Source organism: Candidatus Poriferisodalis sp. (assembly GCF_965198245.1).
GTDB lineage: Bacteria > Actinomycetota > Acidimicrobiia > Acidimicrobiales > Poriferisodalaceae > Poriferisodalis.
Genome location: NZ_OZ240249.1, coordinates 4,230,292 through 4,249,371, shown reverse-complemented (window position 1 = coordinate 4,249,371; position 19,080 = coordinate 4,230,292). Strand labels below are relative to the sequence as shown.

General features: G+C 64.7%; 17 protein-coding genes. 14 read left to right on the top strand and 3 right to left on the bottom strand.

The window, feature by feature from the left end; all coding sequences use genetic code 11:
* Positions 1 to 2 precede the first annotated feature (2 nt).
* From ACOCMM_RS18850 to ACOCMM_RS18810, 9 genes are all read left to right on the top strand, one after another.
* Complete coding sequence (locus ACOCMM_RS18850) at positions 3 to 1,589, top strand: helix-turn-helix domain-containing protein (RefSeq protein ID WP_419554665.1); 1,587 nt, start codon at positions 3 to 5, stop codon at positions 1,587 to 1,589.
* Between the two features lie 8 nt (positions 1,590 to 1,597).
* Positions 1,598 to 2,725 (top strand): NAD(P)/FAD-dependent oxidoreductase, encoded by a 1,128-nt coding sequence (locus tag ACOCMM_RS18845; protein WP_419554664.1) that lies wholly within the window; start codon positions 1,598 to 1,600, stop codon positions 2,723 to 2,725.
* 128 nt (positions 2,726 to 2,853) lie between these two features.
* The gene (locus ACOCMM_RS18840; RefSeq protein ID WP_419554663.1) at positions 2,854 to 4,032 is read left to right on the top strand and encodes a substrate-binding domain-containing protein; all 1,179 of its coding nucleotides are present in this window, start codon (positions 2,854 to 2,856) and stop codon (positions 4,030 to 4,032) included.
* Entirely contained in the window at positions 4,029 to 5,570 is a 1,542-nt protein-coding gene (locus tag ACOCMM_RS18835; protein WP_419554662.1) for a sugar ABC transporter ATP-binding protein, read from the top strand. The genes ACOCMM_RS18840 and ACOCMM_RS18835 overlap by 4 nt, the downstream gene beginning before the upstream one ends.
* Positions 5,570 to 6,547: an ABC transporter permease gene (locus ACOCMM_RS18830; RefSeq protein WP_419554661.1), complete on the top strand. Its 978-nt coding sequence runs from the start codon at positions 5,570 to 5,572 to the stop codon at positions 6,545 to 6,547. The genes ACOCMM_RS18835 and ACOCMM_RS18830 overlap by 1 nt, the downstream gene beginning before the upstream one ends.
* Positions 6,548 to 6,710: 163 nt before the next feature.
* The gene (locus tag ACOCMM_RS18825; RefSeq protein WP_419554660.1) at positions 6,711 to 7,934 is read left to right on the top strand and encodes an ISL3 family transposase; all 1,224 of its coding nucleotides are present in this window, start codon (positions 6,711 to 6,713) and stop codon (positions 7,932 to 7,934) included.
* 58 nt (positions 7,935 to 7,992) lie between these two features.
* The gene (locus ACOCMM_RS18820; RefSeq protein ID WP_419554659.1) at positions 7,993 to 8,424 is read left to right on the top strand and encodes a site-specific integrase; all 432 of its coding nucleotides are present in this window, start codon (positions 7,993 to 7,995) and stop codon (positions 8,422 to 8,424) included.
* Positions 8,405 to 9,064 carry a tyrosine-type recombinase/integrase gene (locus ACOCMM_RS18815; RefSeq protein WP_419554658.1) on the top strand — a complete coding sequence of 220 codons (660 nt, stop codon included), beginning with the start codon at positions 8,405 to 8,407 and terminating at the stop codon, positions 9,062 to 9,064. Before ACOCMM_RS18820 ends, ACOCMM_RS18815 begins: the two co-directional genes overlap by 20 nt.
* Positions 9,058 to 9,846, top strand: coding sequence for a hypothetical protein (locus ACOCMM_RS18810; protein WP_419554657.1), 789 nt, complete (start codon positions 9,058 to 9,060; stop codon positions 9,844 to 9,846). The genes ACOCMM_RS18815 and ACOCMM_RS18810 overlap by 7 nt, the downstream gene beginning before the upstream one ends.
* 22 nt (positions 9,847 to 9,868) lie before the next feature.
* Here the strand turns inward: ACOCMM_RS18810 and ACOCMM_RS18805 are convergent, their stop codons facing one another.
* Positions 9,869 to 11,155 carry an IS256 family transposase gene (locus tag ACOCMM_RS18805; protein ID WP_419551533.1) on the bottom strand — a complete coding sequence of 429 codons (1,287 nt, stop codon included), beginning with the start codon at positions 11,153 to 11,155 and terminating at the stop codon, positions 9,869 to 9,871.
* Positions 11,156 to 11,319: 164 nt separating this feature from the next.
* On the opposite strand from ACOCMM_RS18805, the gene ACOCMM_RS18800 reads away from it, so the two are divergent.
* The 5 genes from ACOCMM_RS18800 (at position 11,320) to ACOCMM_RS18780 (ending at position 14,618) form a co-directional block, all read left to right on the top strand.
* Positions 11,320 to 12,435, top strand: a complete 1,116-nt coding sequence (locus ACOCMM_RS18800; protein ID WP_419554656.1) for a tyrosine-type recombinase/integrase — start codon at positions 11,320 to 11,322, stop codon at positions 12,433 to 12,435.
* Positions 12,432 to 12,830: a DUF6262 family protein gene (locus ACOCMM_RS18795; RefSeq protein ID WP_419554655.1), complete on the top strand. Its 399-nt coding sequence runs from the start codon at positions 12,432 to 12,434 to the stop codon at positions 12,828 to 12,830. Before ACOCMM_RS18800 ends, ACOCMM_RS18795 begins: the two co-directional genes overlap by 4 nt.
* A 428-nt stretch (positions 12,831 to 13,258) precedes the next feature.
* Positions 13,259 to 13,903: a hypothetical protein gene (locus tag ACOCMM_RS18790; RefSeq protein WP_419554654.1), complete on the top strand. Its 645-nt coding sequence runs from the start codon at positions 13,259 to 13,261 to the stop codon at positions 13,901 to 13,903.
* Between the two features lie 3 nt (positions 13,904 to 13,906).
* Positions 13,907 to 14,287 carry a type II toxin-antitoxin system RelE/ParE family toxin gene (locus ACOCMM_RS18785; protein ID WP_419554653.1) on the top strand — a complete coding sequence of 127 codons (381 nt, stop codon included), beginning with the start codon at positions 13,907 to 13,909 and terminating at the stop codon, positions 14,285 to 14,287.
* A complete protein-coding gene (locus tag ACOCMM_RS18780; RefSeq protein WP_419554652.1) occupies positions 14,271 to 14,618 on the top strand; it encodes a transcriptional regulator in 348 nt (115 codons plus the stop codon). Before ACOCMM_RS18785 ends, ACOCMM_RS18780 begins: the two co-directional genes overlap by 17 nt.
* Before the next feature lie 547 nt (positions 14,619 to 15,165).
* Here ACOCMM_RS18780 and ACOCMM_RS18775 read toward each other — a convergent pair.
* Both ACOCMM_RS18775 and ACOCMM_RS18770 read right to left on the bottom strand, forming a co-directional pair.
* Positions 15,166 to 17,595, bottom strand: a complete 2,430-nt coding sequence (locus tag ACOCMM_RS18775; protein ID WP_419554651.1) for a hypothetical protein — start codon at positions 17,593 to 17,595, stop codon at positions 15,166 to 15,168.
* Between the two features lie 34 nt (positions 17,596 to 17,629).
* On the bottom strand, positions 17,630 to 18,823 hold the full coding sequence (locus ACOCMM_RS18770; protein WP_419554650.1) for a hypothetical protein: 1,194 nt from the start codon (positions 18,821 to 18,823) through the stop codon (positions 17,630 to 17,632).
* Positions 18,824 to 19,080 lie beyond the last annotated feature (257 nt).

Sequence of the window (19,080 nt, the reverse complement as noted above, 5' to 3'; positions counted from 1 at the left end):
GTGTGTTGCATTCCAGCTCGCGAGCTCGACCACTGACCCTGCGGCAACTGCTCGCCGCGGGTGTGTTCGGCGATTGTCGCGTCGTCTCGGGCGGCCGAGGTCTCGACCGTGTCGTCACTGACGTGGCGGTGGTTGAGCGCTGCGACATGGACACGCCTATGTCGGCCGGACTCCTGATCGCCCTGAACGCGAGCTCGCTGGCGCCGAATTCCTACGCGTTGGACATCGCCCTACGTGCGGTGCGCGATGGCGATGGTGCCGGACTCGTGGCGCTCAACGCCGTGGCATCGCCTGGGCTCGCCACGCGCCGGCTAGCGGACCGTTTCGAAACCGTGCTCATCGAGGCCGCTGCGCCCGACGTGCTCGCCATGGCCGCCGCCGCACGCGAATTGCTACTGCAGCCCACCGTGCACCAAGCGGCGATGGTGTCCAGGCTGCTGAGCGGCCTGATCGATGTGGACACGGTGCCCGACACCCTCGCCCTTGTAGCGGACGTGATCGGCCGCCCCTGTTCGCTGGTCGAGGCCACCGGTGCGATCATTGCGGGTCCGGACATGTTCGTCGAGACCGGGGCGCTACGGCACCGACCCTTCAGTTCGCCCCGCGTGGGCGGTAGTGGAACCCCGGGCATGACCTGTCCCGTCATCGTGGTCCCCGGAGAACCCGCCCGGTTCTGGCTTGTCTGCGTGCTCGACGAAGCCGACGAAGCGATCATGGGCACGGGTCTCGACATGCTCGGCGTGGCCTCATGGGCGGTCGGGGCCCACCTCGTGCGGGATCGCCTTGTCATGGAGCGCGACGCCCGCCACCGGTTGGCGCTGCTCAACGAAGTCGTAGGCGGCGGGGAACTGCCCGACGAGACCGTTCTGGCGCAGATGGCCACAGCCGGATGGTCGGCTGCGGGATGGGTGACCGCCTTCCATGTCGAGGTCTCCGGCGGTGTCGATGCCGCCTGGGTGCTGGTCAACACCGACACCTTTGGCGAGCTGCTGCGCTCGTGCGGAGTCGACGGTCCGCTCATCGAACGAACCGACGGCTGGTCGAGCTGGGTGAGTTCCCGCGCTGAACCGCCGGTCGAGGACTATCGAGGCATGGCGCGGCGGCTTCGCGACGCCATCGCGCAGCTTGTCGACGGAATGGCAGATGTCATGGTGCATGCCGGTGTGGGGCGACCGTCGACGGGTCTGCCTGGCTTGCGGGCGAGTCTCACCGATGCGCGCCAAGCCGCCACGCTGGCAGGCGCCGGCGGGAAGCGTGTCGCAGTGAGACACATCGACGAGCTCGGCATCCAGCGGATCATGCTCGGCTGGTACGGCTCGGCCGACTTCGGGCGTGTCGTGGATGCCTTCTTGGCCCCGCTCGAGGCGACAGGTGTCGACGAGACCCTGCTTCGCACCTTGGAGGTTTATCTCGACTGCCAGTCATCGGCGACGAATGCGGCCGCCATGCTCGGCGTGCACCGCAACACGGTGATGAAGCGAATCGACCGCATATCCGAAGCGCTGCACATCAACTTGAACGACCCGGACCAGCGGCTGGCGCTGCAGCTCGTCATGCGCAAGCACCGGCTCGATCGGTCCCAGCAGTAGTGACACCGGTGAATCGACGGTTCGACGTCGTCATCGTGGGCGGAGGCATTGCCGGCGTTTCTGCGGCCTTCGAACTCGCAGCGCGCGGTCACGAGGTTGCCGTCGTCGAACGCGAATCGACGCTGACGGCGCACAGCACCGGACGCTCCGCTGCTCAATTCTTGGCCTCCTACGGCGAGGCCACCAACCGGCTGCTGAGTGCAGCGTCACGATCCTTCCTTGACTCCAACGCCAATGGCCTCGCGGACAGCGACGTGCTGTTGCCGCGCAATGTGCTGTGGGTAGCTCCCACCGGGCACGAGGACCACCTCGTCGAGCGCCTGGAAGCCAACGTGACGACGTCGACCGCTTGCGAGGCGCTCAACATCCAACAGGCAACCGAGATCTGCGGCGCCCTCGACACGGAGTGGCTGGCCGGGGCCGTCCTCGAGTTCGGAGGCTTCGACATCGACGTTGCGGGGCTCCATCAGGCGTACGTGCGAGGCGCCCGAGACCGTGGGGCCGCCATCCTGCGCCAGCACGGCGTGCGCGGTCTCGCCGGGGGCGACGATGGCTGGCAGGTGGAGACGGACGACGGTGTGCTCAGCTGCACAGTCGTCGTGAATGCAGCTGGCGCGTGGGCTGACGAAGTAGCTGCTCTGGCGGGCGCGCCTGCGCTCGGCATGCGGCCCCTGCGCAGGACGGTCTTCACGTTCGCGACGAGCTACGAGTGCACCGAATGGCCGCTCGTCATCTCGGCCGACGAGACCTTCTACTTCAAGCCCGAAGGCCCGGGCCAGTTGCTGGTGTCGCCAGCCGATGAGCACCTCGACCGACCCTGCAATGCCCAGCCGCGCGAGATTGACGTGGCCACCGGCATCGAGGCCATCAACCAGGCGACGTTGCTGGCCGTGCGCTCGATCCGTTCGACGTGGGCCGGGCTGCGAACGTTTGCGCCCGACCGCATCCCGGTCGTCGGGTTCGACGCTGCCGTTGCAGGGTTCTTCTGGTGCGCTGGCCAGGGCGGCACCGGAATCCAGACCGCTCCAGCCATCGCACGGCTGACGGCCGATCTCATCGGCGACGAGACTCCCGACGAGGCCTTGGTCAAGCTCTCGCCCCAGCTGAGCCCGGAGCGGTTCGCCAACACGGGGTAGCAAGAACTTATGTGCACGAACTGCACCGCATGACCCTGCAATCACAGCGATCTGCCCATTGAGAGGTAATGAGCGCGTCCTTACGGTCGCCCCAATAGGCCTGAACACCCAGGCCCAAGGGGGATCCGATGAAGGCACGCCACTTGATGAAACTGCTCGGCGCCGTGCTCGCGTTCACGCTCTTGGCTGCAGCGTGCGCAGACAGCGACGACAGCGAGACGACGCAAGAAACTGCCGCAACTGCGCAGACCGTAGCTGCGTCTTCTGACGCCGGAGATTCCGGCGACGATGAGCCCGATGGCGCCACCGACGACGGCCAAGCAGCCGCCGAGCCGGACGACGAAGGCACCGCGGACACTGTTGCGCCCGAAGAGCCTGCGGAGGACGAGCCTGCTCCCGAGCCACGCCGGATCGCGTACCTCTCCGCGAGTTCGGCCAACACGTTCCTGCTGGCGTCCGTCGGCGAGATGCAGCGTCTCGCGGATGAGAACAACATCGAAATTGTCGAGTTCGATGCGCAGTTCAACGCTGAGCTCCAGACCACCCAGCTCCAGGACGTCATCGCCAGCGGCCAATACGACGGCATCATCCTGGTAGCGCTTAACGGGCCGGGTCTGGTGCCCGACGTGGAGGCGGCGCTGGCGGGCGGGATGCAGGTCGTGCTGTTCAACCAGATCGTCGGTGCCGACCTCTCCACCAACGAACCCCAAGTGGACGGCATTGCAGCCTCGGTGCTCGCGCCCCCGGTCGTGACCGGTGAGCGGGCCGGACGGCTCACCATCTGGGCATGTGAAGGGCTAGACCCGTGCCGGGTCGTTTACTTCTTCGGCATCCGGGGGATTCCGCTGGACGTTGCGCTCCGGCAAGGATTCGACAGTGTCGTCGTTGACCATCCGAGCATCCAGGTGGTGGCCGAAGGCGAAGGCCAGTACCTCGGGCCGGAGCGAGGGATCAATGCGATCCAGGACATCCTTCAAGTGCAGCCCGAATTCGATGTCGTCGTCGGCGCCGACCAGTCGCTGCAAGGCGTCGAATTGGTGCTCACTGAAGAGGGGATGCTCGGTGACGTCGCCCTCATCGGCCTCGGCGGCTCCTCGCCGGCAGTTGAAGGCGTGAGAGATGGACGCTGGTTCGCGACGGTGTTCTATGCGCCCGCGAGCGAAGGCCGCCTCGCCATGGAAGCGATGATCGCTGCATTGGCCGACGGCACCATCACTGGCGGCGTGGACCCGAACGCAGGCTTCCTCGATGAGGGCCTGGTCACCTCGGCCAACGTCGACCAGTTCACCGCGGAGTGGGATGGGTGATCTCCCGGGCGACTCCCGGACCCGTCCACATTGAGCTGAAGGACGTCTCCAAGCGGTTCGGATCGACGCAGGCGGTGGACGGCGCCAACCTCGTCGTCCACCGCGGCGCGATCCACGCCCTCGTCGGCGAGAACGGTGCGGGCAAGTCGACGGTCGGAAAGATCATCTCGGGGCTGTACGTCGCAGACAGCGGCTCGCTTGCCGTCGATGGTCGGATAGTCCGGTTCCGCTCGCCGTGGCATGCCTTCGATGCCGGAATTACCACCATTGCCCAGGAGCTGGCGCTCGTCCCGGATCAAACGGTGGTGGACAACGTGTTCCTCGGCGTCGAGGCGACCAGGTGGGGATGCGTGCGCCGCCCCGAGTCATTGAGGCGCTTTCGCGAGCTGGCCGACCGCACCGGAATCCACGTCGATCCCGCTGTGACGGTCGGCGAGCTCAGCGTGGCTGACCAGCAGCGAATCGAGATCTTGCGCGCCGTTGCCCGCCGAACCGAACTCGTGGTGATGGATGAGCCGTCGGCGCGCCTCTCGACCGCCGAGCGCAGCCAACTCCACCGGTTGGTGCGGTCGCTGCGCGACCAGGGCATCACCGTGTTGTTCATCTCGCACTTCCTGGACGAAGTGCTCGAACTCGCTGATGCAGTGACGATCATGCGCGACGGGCGAGTAGTGCGCACCTCCGCGCCGTCGCAAGAGACGACCGACTCATTGGTCGAAGCCATGATCGGTCGCAAGCTCGACGCCAGCTTTCCGCCGAAACCGCGGCTTCCCGACGAGCAGGACGCCCCAGCGCTGCGTGTCAGGGGATTGCGGTGCTCGGGTTCATCCCCGAGCGACGACGGGCTCGATCTCGACGTGGCCGCTGGCGAGATCGTCGGGATCGCAGGACTGGTCGGCTCGGGCCGAACCGAGTTCCTGCGAGCGGTGTACGGAGCAGACCCCGTTTCCGGAGGCGAGGTCACGGTCAGCGGGCAGCGGCTTCGCGGCACGCGGCCCGATCGGGCGATCCGGGCAGGCGTGGGCCTCATTCCCGAGTCCCGCAAGGATCACGGGCTGCTGATGGAGCGAAGCGTCCGGGAGAACGTCAGCTTGCCGCACCTGCGTCGCTTCGCTACGGCGGGGGTTGTCAACCGCATCGCTGAGCGTCGACTCGTTCGAGCCGCGAACTCCGGTGCCGGCGTCCGCGACGGCGGCATGGAGTCCCCGGTGCGGCTGCTGTCGGGCGGGAATCAGCAAAAGAGCCTCTTCGCTCGCTGGCTGGTTCCGGGGCTCAGGGTGCTCATCGCTGATGAGCCGACTCGCGGTGTCGACGTGGGCTCCAAACGCGCCATCTACGACCTCATCGCGACCGCCGCCTCGCAGGGTCTTGCCGTGCTCGTGGTCTCCTCCGAGTTGGAGGAATTGGTGGGGCTGTGCCACCGCATCCTCGTGATGCGAGAAGGCCGATTCGTCGCCGAGTTCACGCATCCGGACCTGGACGAGACAGCGTTGCTCCGTCCTGCATTCGGTGAAGCGACCTCGAACGGGATGAGCTAGTGGCCGAATCGACCGCATCGTCGGCAACGGCGCCGAGTGCAGGGCGCTACCTCGGCGTGCTGGGTCGATTCGGCATCGTCTGGGTGACGCTTGCGCTGTTCGTCGTGCTGGTGGCGACGACGGACGGGTTCCTGACCGGCCCGAATCTCCGCAACGTGCTGGACCAGCAAGCCACGCTCCTGATTGCGGCGTCAGTGGCGACGCTGACCATGATCGCCGGCGGGTTCGATGTGTCCATTGCCGCCGTGGCGGTGGTGTCGCCGCTCGTCGCGCTGCGGGTGGAGAACGCCACCGGCTCGGTCCTCCTGGCGCTCCTCGCCGGATGCGCGTTCGGTCTCGTGGTGGGCCTCGCCAATGGCTCGATCGTGGCGTTCGCAAGGATCAACTCGTTCATCACGACCCTCGCCACGTCGTTCATCGTGTTCGGCCTGGGCTACATCGTCAGCGAGCGCAGCATCTTGCGCCCCGTCACGGAGAGCTTCCGTTCCATTGCGCGGACACGGGTGCTGAACCTGACGACCGCAACCTGGATCTCACTCGCGGTGGTTGCCGTGGCGTGGTTCGCGCTCGCAGGAACCCGCTTCGGACGGCATGTGTACGCCACCGGCGGCAATGCCGAGGCAGCACGATTGGCCGGCGTGCGAACGCGGCACATCGTCGTGTCGGTCTTTGCTTTGTCCGGTCTCGCGGCCGGTCTCGCGGGCGTCGTGGCGGCCTCGAGGACAATCAGCGCGACGCCGTCGGACGACTTCAGCTTCGTCTTCGGGGTGATCGCCGCCATCGTCGTCGGCGGCACGTCAATTGCGGGCGGCACCGGTGCCGTGTGGCGGACCCTGCTCGGCGCGTTCTTCATCGCGTTCATGGTCAATGGTTTCAACCTGCACCAGGTCGACCCGATCTGGCAGCGAGTCATCCAAGGCGTCGTGATTCTCGTCGCGGTGTCCGCCGACGCCTGGTCCCGATCGCGACGAACCTGAATGCCCACTCTTGGACTCAATCGAAAGGACTTGCCATGAAGATCCACATCGTTGTTGGCCCTTCGGCTTTTTGTGGGATGAGGGTGGGTTGAGGGTCCGCGGGTAGGGGTCGAGGCCCTGCTGGGATCGGTGTTTGCGCAACGCCGAACCCTGGAGGGCCTCGATGAATCGTGATGTTATGTCGGTGCGGCTGTGGCTGCCGCGGATCAGGGTGCTGGGGGTGGTCGCCGACGCGCCTGAGCAGCTGGTGGTGCGGGTGTGTTCGACGGTGTCGCGTCCGCGCTGTGGGGTTTGCGGGACGCCGAGCGGCCGGACTCATGACCGTCGGGACCGCGAGGTCCGGGATCTGGAGGTGTCGGGGCGGCCGGTCACGTTGGTGTTCTCCCAGCGGCGCATGGTGTGCGGGCCGTGCGGGCGCCGGTTCGTGGAGGACCATCGGGCGTTCGAGGGCCGCGTCACGGCGCGTCTGGCGCGGCGGCTGGTGGCCGATGCTCGGGAGATGACGGTCAACGCGGCGGCGAAGCGGCACCAGGTGGGCTGGAGGCTGGTGAACGCTTTGGTGGTCGCCTGGGCGGGCGTCGTCGGCGATCATCGCCGGCGGCGGCGGTGCCGGGTGCTGTTGGTGGAGGGGACCTCGATCCGCAAGCGGCACCGCTATGTGACGGTGCTGGTGAACGGCGACACCGGCGAGGTGCTTGCCATGGTGCCCCACCGAGACAGCGCAGCATTGTCGGGCTTTTTGGCTGGGCAGGGAGCCAAATGGTGCCGCCGCGTCAAGGTCGTGGTGTCCGACGGCTCCAAGGCGTACAAAACAGCAATAGACCGGCGGCTCGGCCACGCCCGCCATGTCCTGGACCGGTTCCACGTCATCAGATGGTTCGCGGCAGGCCTCATCGCGGTGCGCCGCGACGTGCAGCGCCGCCCCGAAGGGTCCACCCCGGCGTTCGATCGCGACGTGTTCGGGTCGCGGTTCTTGCTGATGCGCCGTCCTGACAAGCTCGACGCCGCCGAACGCGAACGCCTCGACAAGCTGTTCGCAGCCCATCCGCGGCTGCGGGCAGCCTGGGACGCGCTCGGCGAGCTGCACCAGCTCTACCTCGCCGAAGACCGCGAAGGCGCCCTGGCGGCGCTGGACCGGTTCGCCGACATCTACGGCTCCGGGCAGATCCCCGAGTTCAGCGACACCGTCGACACCTTCTTGGCGTGGCACAACGAGATCCTCGAGTGGCACCGGACCGGACGGCCCAGCAACGGCCGCATCGAAGGCACCATTCTCTGGAGTGTGTCGGAGGGTGTCGGCGATGTCGCTGACGGGCACATGGCGGGCGGTCGTGGACGCGTTCTCTGGAGCGTGTCGTTGGAGTCCGCGATGTTGCTGGCGGCGTGAGCTAGACAGCGCTTCCTTCGGCCTGCGGTCGCCGGTCGAGATGCGGTGGAGGTGGCCTGTGAGGGTGCAGCGTGTGGTGATGCCGGTGACCGGCGCGGAGTCCTGGACGGTCGTCGACGACGGATGGGCTCTGGTGGAGCCGGTGGAGCGCTACCTGGCGCACCTGGCTGGCATCGAGCGTTCACCGAACACGGTGAGGGCCTGCGCGCACGGTCTGCGGCTTTGGTTTGAGTTCCTCGGGGCCCGTCGCCTGGTCTGGGACAGCGTTGGGATCGAGGACGTCTCGCGGTTCGTGGCATGGCTGCGGGCTCGGGCCGACAACGTGATCGTGTTCGATGACACGGCGGCGGTTCGCAGCGCGGCGACGGTGAACCGTCACCTGGCCGCGCTGTTCGGGTTCTGCGACTTCCACGCTCGCAGCGGCGGCGCGGGCGTGGCGGCGCGGGTCTCGGGGTTCCTACAAGCCGTTCTTGCGCGGCATCGCTGGTGACGGGCCGGTGCGGCTGCGGCCGGTGGGGCTGGGTGTGCCGCGGCGGCTGCCGGCTGTGCTCGGCGTCGAGGAGACCGCTGTGATCTTGGCGGCGTGCACCCGGCTGCGGGACCGGTTCTTGTTCGCCTTGCTGGCCGAGACGGGCATGCGGGTCGGCCAGGCGCTTGGTCTGGGGCACGAGGACTTCGTGAGCCGTCGGCGGGAGGTGCGCATCGTGGCCCGGGCCGACAACGCGAACGGGGCACGGGCCAAGTGCTCGTCGCCGGCGACGGTGCCGGTGTCGGCGCCGCTGGTGCGGCTCTACAGCGATTGCATGCACACCGAGTACGGCGAATTGGACTCTGACTACGTGTTCGTGAACCTGTGGTCGGCGCCGGTGGGCAGGCCGCTGCGCTATGACACGGTAGCGAAGCTGGTGCGGCGGCTGCGAGCCCGCACGGGCATCGAGTTCACCCCGCACACGCTGCGCCGCAGCCGCGCCACCGAGCTGATCCGCGCCGGTGTGGCGATCGAGGTCGTGTCCAAGCTGTTGACGCACCGGTCGGTGACCACGACCAGCGCCGCGTATGTGCATCTCGATGTCGAGGACCTGCGGGCCGAGCTGGTGCGTGCGGGCGCCTGGGATGACGTCTCATGCTGAGCGTCGTCCCCGCCCGCAGCGGCCGCGGCGACCATCTGGGCGAGCTCGTGGCGGCTGTTCGCCCCGAGTTCTGCGGCGAGGTGATCGCGGTGTCGCCCGAGGATCCGGTGTTCGGTCGGGGCCGCTGCGGGGTGGTGCGATGCGGGCGCAGCGCCTGGGCGCGGGGTCTGTGCGCTGCTCACCACCAACGGTGGGCCAGCCACGGCAAGCCCGACCTCGGGGAGTTCAAGGCGGGGGCCGCTGCGGTCGCGGTCCGGGCCGGCTCAGAGAACGTGGACGGCTTCGACCTGTCGGCCCTGGCCGTCGGGCCCCGCCTGGAGGTCGCGTACGTGCTGGGGTGCCGCCACGACGACCGCACTGTGAGGGTGCCGCCCCCCACGGTGAGGCATTTGGTCGGTCTGCTGGCCGACAGCGGCGCCGGCTCGCTGCTGGACCGGCCGCTGCAGGACTGGCTCGACGAGGTGAGGTCCCGAGGCCACAAGGACCCGAGTCGCACGATCGGGCTTGTCCGCTACGCCTACCGGAGTCTGAGCGACCTCGGCGGCATCGACATCGAAGCCGAGTACGCGTCGGACGTCTGGGTCGCCTCGCGGCTGGGGATCAAGGTGACCCGGTCGCCGGCTCAGACCCGTTTCGACACCATCGACCAGCCGTGGCTGCGCGCCGCGGTGAAGCGCTGGGCGAGGCTTCGGCTGGGGTCGGGAAATACCTACCGCAGCGTGCATGTCGATGTGCGGGCGATGCTGTGGTTCAGCCGAGGGAGTGTCCGATGTTCTGTGTAAGCGGGCCGGTCGGTTGGTCATTTTAGGTGAGCGGGAGTCGTCCTGGGTAGCGGACGGCGAGCTGGTTCAAGCAGCGTTTCCATCCGATGGTTCCTGTTCCTTGTGGTCCTCCTCTGTTGGTGGTGATGTTCCTCACGGCGAGGTAGAGCAGTTTGAGGGCGGCTTGCTCGTTGGGGAAGTGCCCTCGGTTCTTGGTGACCTTTCTGAGCTGGCGGTTGATGGACTCGATCATGTTGGTGGTGTAGATGACCCGGCGGGCTTCTGGGGGGTAGTCCAGGAACGGGATGAACTGTTCCCAGCTCGACCGCCACAGGCTGACCACGGCGGGGTATCTGGCGCCGATGCCGGCTTCGAACTCATCGAGCGCCGCCTCGGCGGCTTGGGCGTCGACGGCGGCGTACACGGGCCGCAGTTCCTTGGCGACTTGTTTGCGGTCGTTCCAGGTGACGTAGCGGTGCGAGGCTCGAAGCAGGTGCACCACGCAGGTCTGCACGGTGGCCGCGGGCCAGGTCGCCTCGATCGCGTCGGGGAGGCCTCGCAGGCCGTCGCAGCACACGATCAGCACGTCTTGGACGCCTCGGTTGCGCAGCTCGGTGAGCACCCCCAGCCAGTACTTGGCGCCCTCGCCGTCGCTGTCGCCGATCCAGATGCCCAGCACATGCTTGCGGCCGTCGAGATCGACGCCCACGGCGAGATAGGCGGGCCGGTTGGCGACGTGGCCGTCGCGGATCTTCACGTTCAGCGCGTCGATGAAGATGATCGGATAGACAGCATCGAGGGGCCGGCTGCGCCACGCCTCGAGCTCGTCGAACACCCCGTCGGTGACACGGCTGATCAGGTCATGTGACACCTCCACGCCGTAGATCTCGGCCAGATGGGCCGCCACGTCGCGCACGGTCATGCCCCTGGCGTACAAGGCGATGATCTTGTCGTCGAACCCTTCCAGGCGCGATGTTCCCTTGGGCACGATCCGAGGCTCAAAGGAGCCGTTGCGGTCCCGGGGAGCGTCCACATCCACGGTGCCGACGCCGGTGTGCACCCGCTTGGGCGTGACGCCGTTGCGCGAGTTGCCCGACCCCGCTCCCGCAGGGTCGCCCTTCTCATAGCCCAGATGATCGGTCAGCTCCTCCGCCAGCGCCCGCTCGAGCACCGCCTTGGTGAGCTGGGTCAAAAGCCCGTCCGCGCCCAGCAGCTCGGCGCCCTCGGCGCGGACGCGTTCCATCACCGCGTCCAGCGCCCCCTCAGGCACCAGCGGCGTCGTGTCCGCCGCCGGCCTCGCCGGCAGCCTCTCTCGATAATTCTCAGTCATTGCGGTCCTTCCTGTCGCCTCGGCATCCATCACCGACACGACACTCTCAGACCAACCCCCTTACACAGAGGATCTGACACTCTCTCAGCCGATTCTTCACCCAACGCGATCCCCGAGCCGTCGACGAGGCTGTCGCCACCCGCGACGCGCTGGAGTCCTGCCTGGTGTGGGTCACCGCCTCACATCTCGCTGCCCACACCTCCAGCACCTACATCACGTGTCTGCGGGTCTTTCTCGATGCCTGCCGACGCCACGGCTGGCTGCCGCGGCTGCCCGCGACGGCGGCGGTCTATCACGACGATCTGCCCAGCCGACCCCGGCCCCTGCCCCGGTTCATCCCCGAGTTCGTCATGGCCCAGCTCGAAGACCCCGAACGCCTCGCAATGCTGCCCGACGCCACCACCCGGGCGCTGGTCATCGTGATCATGGAGACCGGCCTGCGGGCCAACGACGCCTGCTCGCTGCCGTTCAACCCGATCATCGACCACAGCACCCGATGGCCCTGCCTTCGCTACTTCAACACCAAGATGGCCGCTGAGCAGCTCGTGCCCCTCAGCGCCGCCGCCGCCGAAGCCATCCGAGCCCAACAGACGCATCTGCTCGACCGGTGGCCCGACGCTGTGCCGGTGCTGTTCCCCGCCCCGCACTCCAACCCCGACGGGACCCGACCGTTCAGCTACGCCACGCTGCGGGGGCGTCTGGCCCGCCGGCAACACGACATCGACCCGCGCGACGAGGTCGGCCGGCCCGTGCGGGTCACCGCCCACCAGTTCCGCCACACCTTCGGCACCCGGTTGATCAACACAGGCGTCCCCCAACACGTCATCCAGCGGCTCCTCGGCCATGCCAGCCCCCAGATGACCGCCCGCTACGCCGCGCTCGGTGACACCACCGTCCGCGCAGCCTTCGACGAATACTGCCAGCAGCGAGTCAACCTCGCCGCAGAACGCATCGCCTACGACCCCGGCGCGCTCACCGCCGAAGCCGAGCGGACCACCCACAACACGGCCCGCGTCCAGGCCAGCCTGCCCAACGGCTACTGCGGACGCCCACCACAACAGGACTGCCCTCACCCCAACGCCTGCCTCACCTGCCCCGACTTCCAGACAACCCCGGCGTTCCTCAACATCCACCGCCGCCAACGCGACCAGACCCGGCTGCTCATCGCCACCGCCGAAGCCGACGGCCGGTTCCGGCTCGCTGACAACCATCGCCAAGTCCACGACAACCTCGACGGGCTCATCGCCGCGCTCGAAGACATCGCAGACACCACACCATGACCGCCGCCCTCGCCGCTGCCGCCCGACAACGCTCCGACCAGACCCGCCAACGCGCCACCGAAGCTCTACAGCGCCTCCACGCCACCGGGCAACCGATCACATTCGCACACGTCGCCCGCACAGCAGGCGTGTCTCGGTCCTGGCTCTACCGCCAGCCCGATCTGCGAGCCGAGATCGATCGGCTCCGTCGAACCACCACAGCCCAGGCTGTCCCCGTTCCATCACCCGAACGAGGATCAGCCGAATCGCTGCGACAACGCCTCGAGGCTGCCCTCGACGAGATCACCAGACTCAAAGCCGACAACCACCAACTCCGAGAACACCTCGCCCAGCACCTCGGTCACCGGCGCCACAACCGCATCCCCGACCCCGTCAGCGACATGTCTCTCACATGAAACCCAAGCTCCAAACCACAACTGCACCAAGCCCTCCAGATAACCGCCAACAACCACCTCCAAGTGCTCAGACGCAAGGCCCACGGGTTCACCAACTACCAGAACTTCGAAGCCCGCGGCCTGCTACTAACCTGACCCCCGCCGAGCCCAGCAACCCGAATCCCCAAAAAAGACGAAGGCTCCAATTTCGCGGCGCGTCGTCTTCCAGGACGAAAGCGCGCTGGCGCGCTCTGCGCCGTGGCATCTGCGGCGTCATATGCAGCCGCCGGGCCGCATCCGAGCGGCAAGTCGGCACAGCGCACAAGGAGCGGTGAACGCTCTCGGTGCTCCGTCTGCTGTTCGCTTGTCGCTGCATGGGCGGAGAATGTAGTAAGTGACAGTTCCCGGCAGACCCCAAGTGACGCAAGGAGGCCGCTACGCCTCGCATCGTGATCCCAGGCCCCGTCGAGCCGATCGACGCTGACGGTTCGTGGCTGATCGGGGTCGCAGACGGTCTCGGCGGCCTTCCGCGTGGCCGCGCCGCAGCCCGCCGAGCGATCAGGGCATTGCCACGGCGAATCGCCGGACCGAAGGAGATGTGGTCGGCGTTCGGCGAAGCCAATGGGTCGGTGGCAGCTTTGGCGCCGCCGCACTTCTACGAGATGGTTTCGCCGATCACCCGCGCTCCGGCGAGCACGCTGTGTGTCGCCGCTTGGACCCCCGAAGGCGGAATGGTGGTTGGCGTCACCGGGGACACACTGCCTGTCCTGTTGTGGAGCGAGGGTGGGTCGTGGCACGGCAGGTCGCTGTGCGCGCCGCATCGCAGCGACGGTGATGTCGCGTATCTGACGCTGTACTTGGGCCAAAGCGCCGGGTGGCGTGACGAACCGCTCAGCATCATCGGCGACGAGAAGCAGCTGCTCGCCGGCGCTGACCTCGAACCGCCCGCCACCGCAGACACCACGGCCATCGTGATACTCAGCGACGGAGCGTGGGAGGCGATCATGCGCCCAGCGTTTGAGCAACACGCACACGGCTCCGCCACAAACAGACGCTCGCCGGCAACGATCTTGAGCGCCATTGCCTATTGGTAACGCGTGCGTTACCATGCAGGCATTGCTGAAGCGAAACTGTACGAGTCAAGAGAATATGTGGACAGCCGTGATCGCAGCCCGTTTCGTCGCTGGTTCAACGGTCTCGATGCGATACCTGCAGCCAAGATTTTCAGAGCCGTCGCCCAGATGGAGACCGGGAACTTCGCAGACCACCGTGGCGTCGGAGGAGGCGTCCTGGAGCGTCGCATCCACAGCGGCCCCGGTTACAGGATTTATGTCGCCATCGACGAGGACACATTGATCATTTTGCTCGGCGGTGGGACCAAGCGAGACCAACAATCTGATATCGCAACTGCTCAGGATCGCTGGAAGGACTACAAGAACCGCAAGGCTCAAGGAGAACAACATGCCGCTCACCCGTGATTTCAAGGAGACCGTGCAGGCTCGCGTGCAACGCGACCCCGAGTTCCGTCAGAGCCTGTTTCAAGAAGGAATCGAGTGCACGCTCGCCGGGGACATCGACACAGCCAATTCCCTGTTGCGTACCTACATCAACGCAACCATGGGCTTCTCAGAACTCGGCAAACTCACAAAGAAACAGCCCAAGAGCCTCATGCGGATGCTGGGGCCTCAAGGCAACCCAAACGCACGCAATTTCTTCGCCATCATCGGCTGCATCCAGCGTCACGAGGGAATCCAGCTCGCAGTGACGCTTCGCGGAGCAGCGCAAGCCCCAACCGTCAGCGCCGATTAGCCAACCGACACCGAGGGTGCCGATCTGAATGCACCGGACGCGTGCGGCCAAGGAGACCGTCACCGAGAGCGAGAGACCGGCTGTAGCCGCGCGAAGCGGCGATGACATGCAGAGACACGACGGGGGTCAGGTCCAAACGTCTCGAAGCCGGCTTGTCGGGCATGGGTCACGTCCTTCGGACAGGAGACACGACATCCGGCGACGCCCAGCGAGCCGCGGAGCCGCCCCAAGGTTGCGTGGACAGCTGGGAACGATCGGGCACGCCTCTGTTGGCCCCGACACCGAGTTGCTCCGCTACAGGACCACCGCACCTCCACGACGCCCCAGAGTGTTCATGCTGGGCATGGCTTTGGGTTCCAGACGAGGCCGCTGGACTCGTCGAGCAACGGTGGGTTGTCGAGGTCCGCGCACGCTTCGTCGAGCTGAGCGTAGGTTAAGCGCACGGTCGGGCTGTCCGTAGCGATATCCGCGCCGCCAGCACACGACAGGCCGGCGCCCAACAAGTTCGCTCTCGGACTAGAGATCTCGCTGAGGACTAACTCACGAACTATTCGTCAGCTGGAAATTCTTTGTCGAGAATCGCGAGGCCCATCTCAATAGCCCCGAGTGCCCGCTCTTGCTCGCTGTTCTCAAGAACTCCGCGAGCTTGATCGCGGACAATGCTCACCGCTGGCACCGGTACCTTTCCGAGGGCTGCTGCCAAGAGCAGCTCTCCTATGATCAGTCGACGGTCATGTTGTGAGCTATAGCTATTGAGAAGTTCCCGGACAACTTGAACGCTGGCATCAACTTCCCTGCCCCACCAGCATTCTTCCGGTTGCAACCATCGCAGCACCGATGCCACGATAAACGGGTCGTAGTAAGACCGGAAAACTGCAGGAATCTCGAACTGCCTCCACTCGGGCGCAATTCCAGCTGTCTCTTGAACGTGGCGTCTCCGTTGGATCGCAGAACCGACTGCGATTAATGTAGCTAATCCAGAAAGAGATTCACCGTACCAGCTTCCGGGACGCATTATTACTGGATCATCTTTGTCCAGGCCCCAAAATATTCCCATATTCTCCTGGGCATCGAGAGAACCTTCGCGCAGATAATCCAATCTTGTCCGGAAGTAGTCAATTGTTTCTATTTCGGTCCAATGGCTAAGAGAATTCAAGTAATCTTGTTCATCCCTCATCGGTGATCTGCCGTACGGCAAGAGGCTCTCATAGATCGCATGAAACCGAGAGCTTCCAAAGGGATTGATTATGGTGCTGCGTTCACGCTCTGACGGCGGACGCAAGTGAATTACTAGAGCACCCACTTCGGCAGCTGGCAGATTCAAATCACGCCGAACGTGCTGTATATATGCGAGGACATTGTGCAGCGAGGCCCCCGTTACCACGCCCAGCGCCACGAGGCAGATTTGGTCGCGGCTCTTGATCAATTCTCGCAGTTCCTTTGAAGCGTGCTCCTCTTGGGCAGAGACTGCGTGTACCTCTACACCCGGTCGAACGTTTCCGAGCAGTGTCCGGAAGAATGCCTCTCCCGCTCCATCACCGCGCTGGAACTCACTAGCCAAGCCAACGAACAGCTGAGATCTTGCCGGGAATGAGTCGGGGGAATTATCGACAAGACGTGCCAGAAATTTCGACGCTGCCTCTTGCAGCGTCTCGACGCTCTTCGGAGACTGGCCCGCCTCGGCTGGTTCTGGGCTCGCACTAGGAGGGTTGGAACTCGTCGGCAGCGAAACCGGCTCAGGCTTGACCAGTAGTGGATCAAAATCCACGCGAATGCCCATAGTGAATCTATGAGGACGGAAAGGCGCACTGGACGGATGCGGTTCGACGTCAAGCGCCAAGGCGTTCGCCCCGTCACAGATACTCCAGAAATCCCCCGACTGTTCCGCGAACCTGATGTCCGGCGTGACTAGTTTCGGGTCGGGCAATACCAGTCCATCGAATGAACGCGGATCGATCTGCACAACACGCGCACGGGTGCCACTCTTGCATAGCTTACAAGCCTGCGCTGGCAACTCGCTTCGATACGTGTCATCGATATCGGTACAGAACCAAGTGCATGTGTTGCCGACAAGGTCCCCTAGAGATGAGTCAAATGCCGTCGCTTCAGTTCCCAGCTTGTCTACGAATACATGCATTCGCCATCGATCGCCGACGACACTCTTCAGCGCAGTAACGAGTCGCTCTTTCAATGTGCCCGTCGAACTCACCGACAACAGCGCCAGGACCGGAGCATTGCGAATGGAAGCGTCGCGAACTGCTCTTGCAAACTCGGAGAGCGTGGCAGGATACGAGCGCAATGAGTGCAACGCACCGAGCTGAACACCGGCCGCAGCGCACTGGGAGCGCAACGCCAAGGCGATCGGCACAATGGTCGAAGTGTCAATCACCAAACCGCTGCCGGACTCAACGTCCGATAGCAGCCACCATGCGAGCACGTCCGCGTCTCGAACGCTGCGTACGGCGTCAGCCAACCGTACGAAACTGCCGCTATGCCGGCCGCTCGGCAGCCGGTAGTGGTAGTGCTCAGGCTGCCATAGCGCCCTCCCGTTCTTGATGAGCGTCGCCAATTCGACCTGGCGGCAGCGAACCAAGACTTGAAGGTCGAATGATTCTTGGGCACCATCGCTGTTCTGCCCGTCAAGCCACTGGATGGAATGCTGCTCTCCGACTCTGACGCTCACCAGACCGATAGACGCCGATACTCGCAACGCGTCGAGCTGATCGCGGAGTAGCTCCAAGAGCGACCGAGCAGCCGGTTCGGCCGGCTCATCAGGATTCGGCCACCGAACCACGACCATAGCGACGTTTCCCAGTCCCACCGGCGACATCCGCCGCAGATGCCCAAGAGCTTCTACGGCACGCTCCACATCCTCGATTTCGAGATCCAAGAAGAGAAGCGCGCCTGCTGTCGAAGCCGGTTGGCTCTCCATTGCAACTCGCGTCGCGGTCAATCGTGCATACATGTCTCGCGCCACGGTCGCGTTCCTAGATCCCACCAGTCGGTCTGCGCTAGACCGTTGTCTTGTCGAGGTCGTCTCGGTTGCTCTCGTCAAGTCGGAGTATCACGTGTGCAGTAGTTCCACGAAAACGGAGACGCTCATCGCGAATGATTCTTAGCTTGGAAGATTCCGCGGCCACATACTGCGAATGTGCGCGCATCGTTTGACATTGGCCGGATGAATTAGCGAAACCAGTCGTCAAGAAGAGATCGCCGCTATACTCTTTGAGGATCGATGTAATGCGGTCGTATCCTCGACCGCTGCTTCGCCCGTAGTCTGGCAGCTCTGTATTGATCAGCTGACGTATGATCAACTCAGAGCTAGACTCGTCGTACTCTCCGCTCCTGACCAACTTGGGCAAGAGCGTCGCGACTATGCCGAACCCAGTGTCTGCAGCGACGAAGTGCAGACGATCGAAGCTATTCGTGCCACCACGAGTCACATACAGCTGCACATAAGAGCGCTGCAAGAAGTTCCGCCGCGCGCGACCCGCCACATTGTGGCTACAGAATGCATAGGAAAGGTTAGTTACCAGCTCATAAATTACTCTGCGAAGCTTCCCAATCAGTTCCTGTTGTGTCTTTTTGCGTTCACCCAATTCGTGCACGCTGTCAACCCATGTCGGCCGAGTCCTGACGAGCTGTGAAATCCACTCGCCTGCCTGATTTTCAGTCAATTCCCAGACGAGGTCATCATCGGCAGCGTACGCGTGCGGATTAAGAAACGTAACAAACTTGCCATCCAACAGTACGTCAGGCTCGTCACCGACCTCAAATATGCGCTGCCGGAAGTTCGAGTCGAACGGCGACCACGTGCGGCCCCAATCAACAGCTGGCCAAGACTCTTTCTGCCGATCAGTTTCCAAGTGAGTCAAGCGAGGCGGTCTTTGCCTAATCGCAAAGGCCAAGCCAGCACGTTCGAGATTCTTGCGGCCATTAGGACTTGACGGTGGGTGAACTATCAAGTCTGTTTCGGCAAACTCAGTGAGCAAAGCGTTTGCAACTATTTCGGTTCGATGTGCATTGATTCGCTGTGGTCTGGCTCGCGCAAGGCTCCGGAAGTCGAGTGCAATCGGTGCCGAACTCGACGAACTCGCTTCGCGCAGCGAATCAACGAGTGCATAGACATCTGCATCCGACGTCAGCTTGTCGATTTTGACATCGACCGCAGTGGGATTGTCGTCTGTCGTGACCATTGAGTTCATCGTTCCAATCCCACGCTACCCCGTGTACTTCGGCGCCGTTCGCATCGTATCCTGCATGCAGAATAGCGGCTTGTTCAACTGGGGGTATCGAGAATCGTGCATGAGGGGTAGATCGCGTTCGGCGTAGCCAACCGACGAGTGGCCCTCTTGGTGCCAGCGCACCCCGTTCAAGCCGCCCCTCGGCCTCGCATCTCTTGCGGAACGGGCAATACGCTGAGCTTCGTGGCGTGGATCTTGGGACGCGGTTTTCTGGACGA

Excerpts from the sequence above, each read along its gene's own strand:
- ACOCMM_RS18840 (WP_419554663.1), top strand. The coding sequence starts at position 2,854 with ATGAAGGCACGCCACTTGATGAAACTGCTCGGCGCCGTGCTCGCGTTC.
- ACOCMM_RS18825 (WP_419554660.1), top strand. The coding sequence starts at position 6,711 with ATGAATCGTGATGTTATGTCGGTGCGGCTGTGGCTGCCGCGGATCAGG.
- ACOCMM_RS18810 (WP_419554657.1), top strand. The coding sequence starts at position 9,058 with ATGCTGAGCGTCGTCCCCGCCCGCAGCGGCCGCGGCGACCATCTGGGC.
- ACOCMM_RS18805 (WP_419551533.1), bottom strand. The coding sequence starts at position 11,155 with ATGACTGAGAATTATCGAGAGAGGCTGCCGGCGAGGCCGGCGGCGGAC.
- ACOCMM_RS18795 (WP_419554655.1), top strand. The coding sequence starts at position 12,432 with ATGACCGCCGCCCTCGCCGCTGCCGCCCGACAACGCTCCGACCAGACC.
- ACOCMM_RS18780 (WP_419554652.1), top strand. The coding sequence starts at position 14,271 with ATGCCGCTCACCCGTGATTTCAAGGAGACCGTGCAGGCTCGCGTGCAA.
- ACOCMM_RS18770 (WP_419554650.1), bottom strand. The coding sequence starts at position 18,823 with ATGAACTCAATGGTCACGACAGACGACAATCCCACTGCGGTCGATGTC.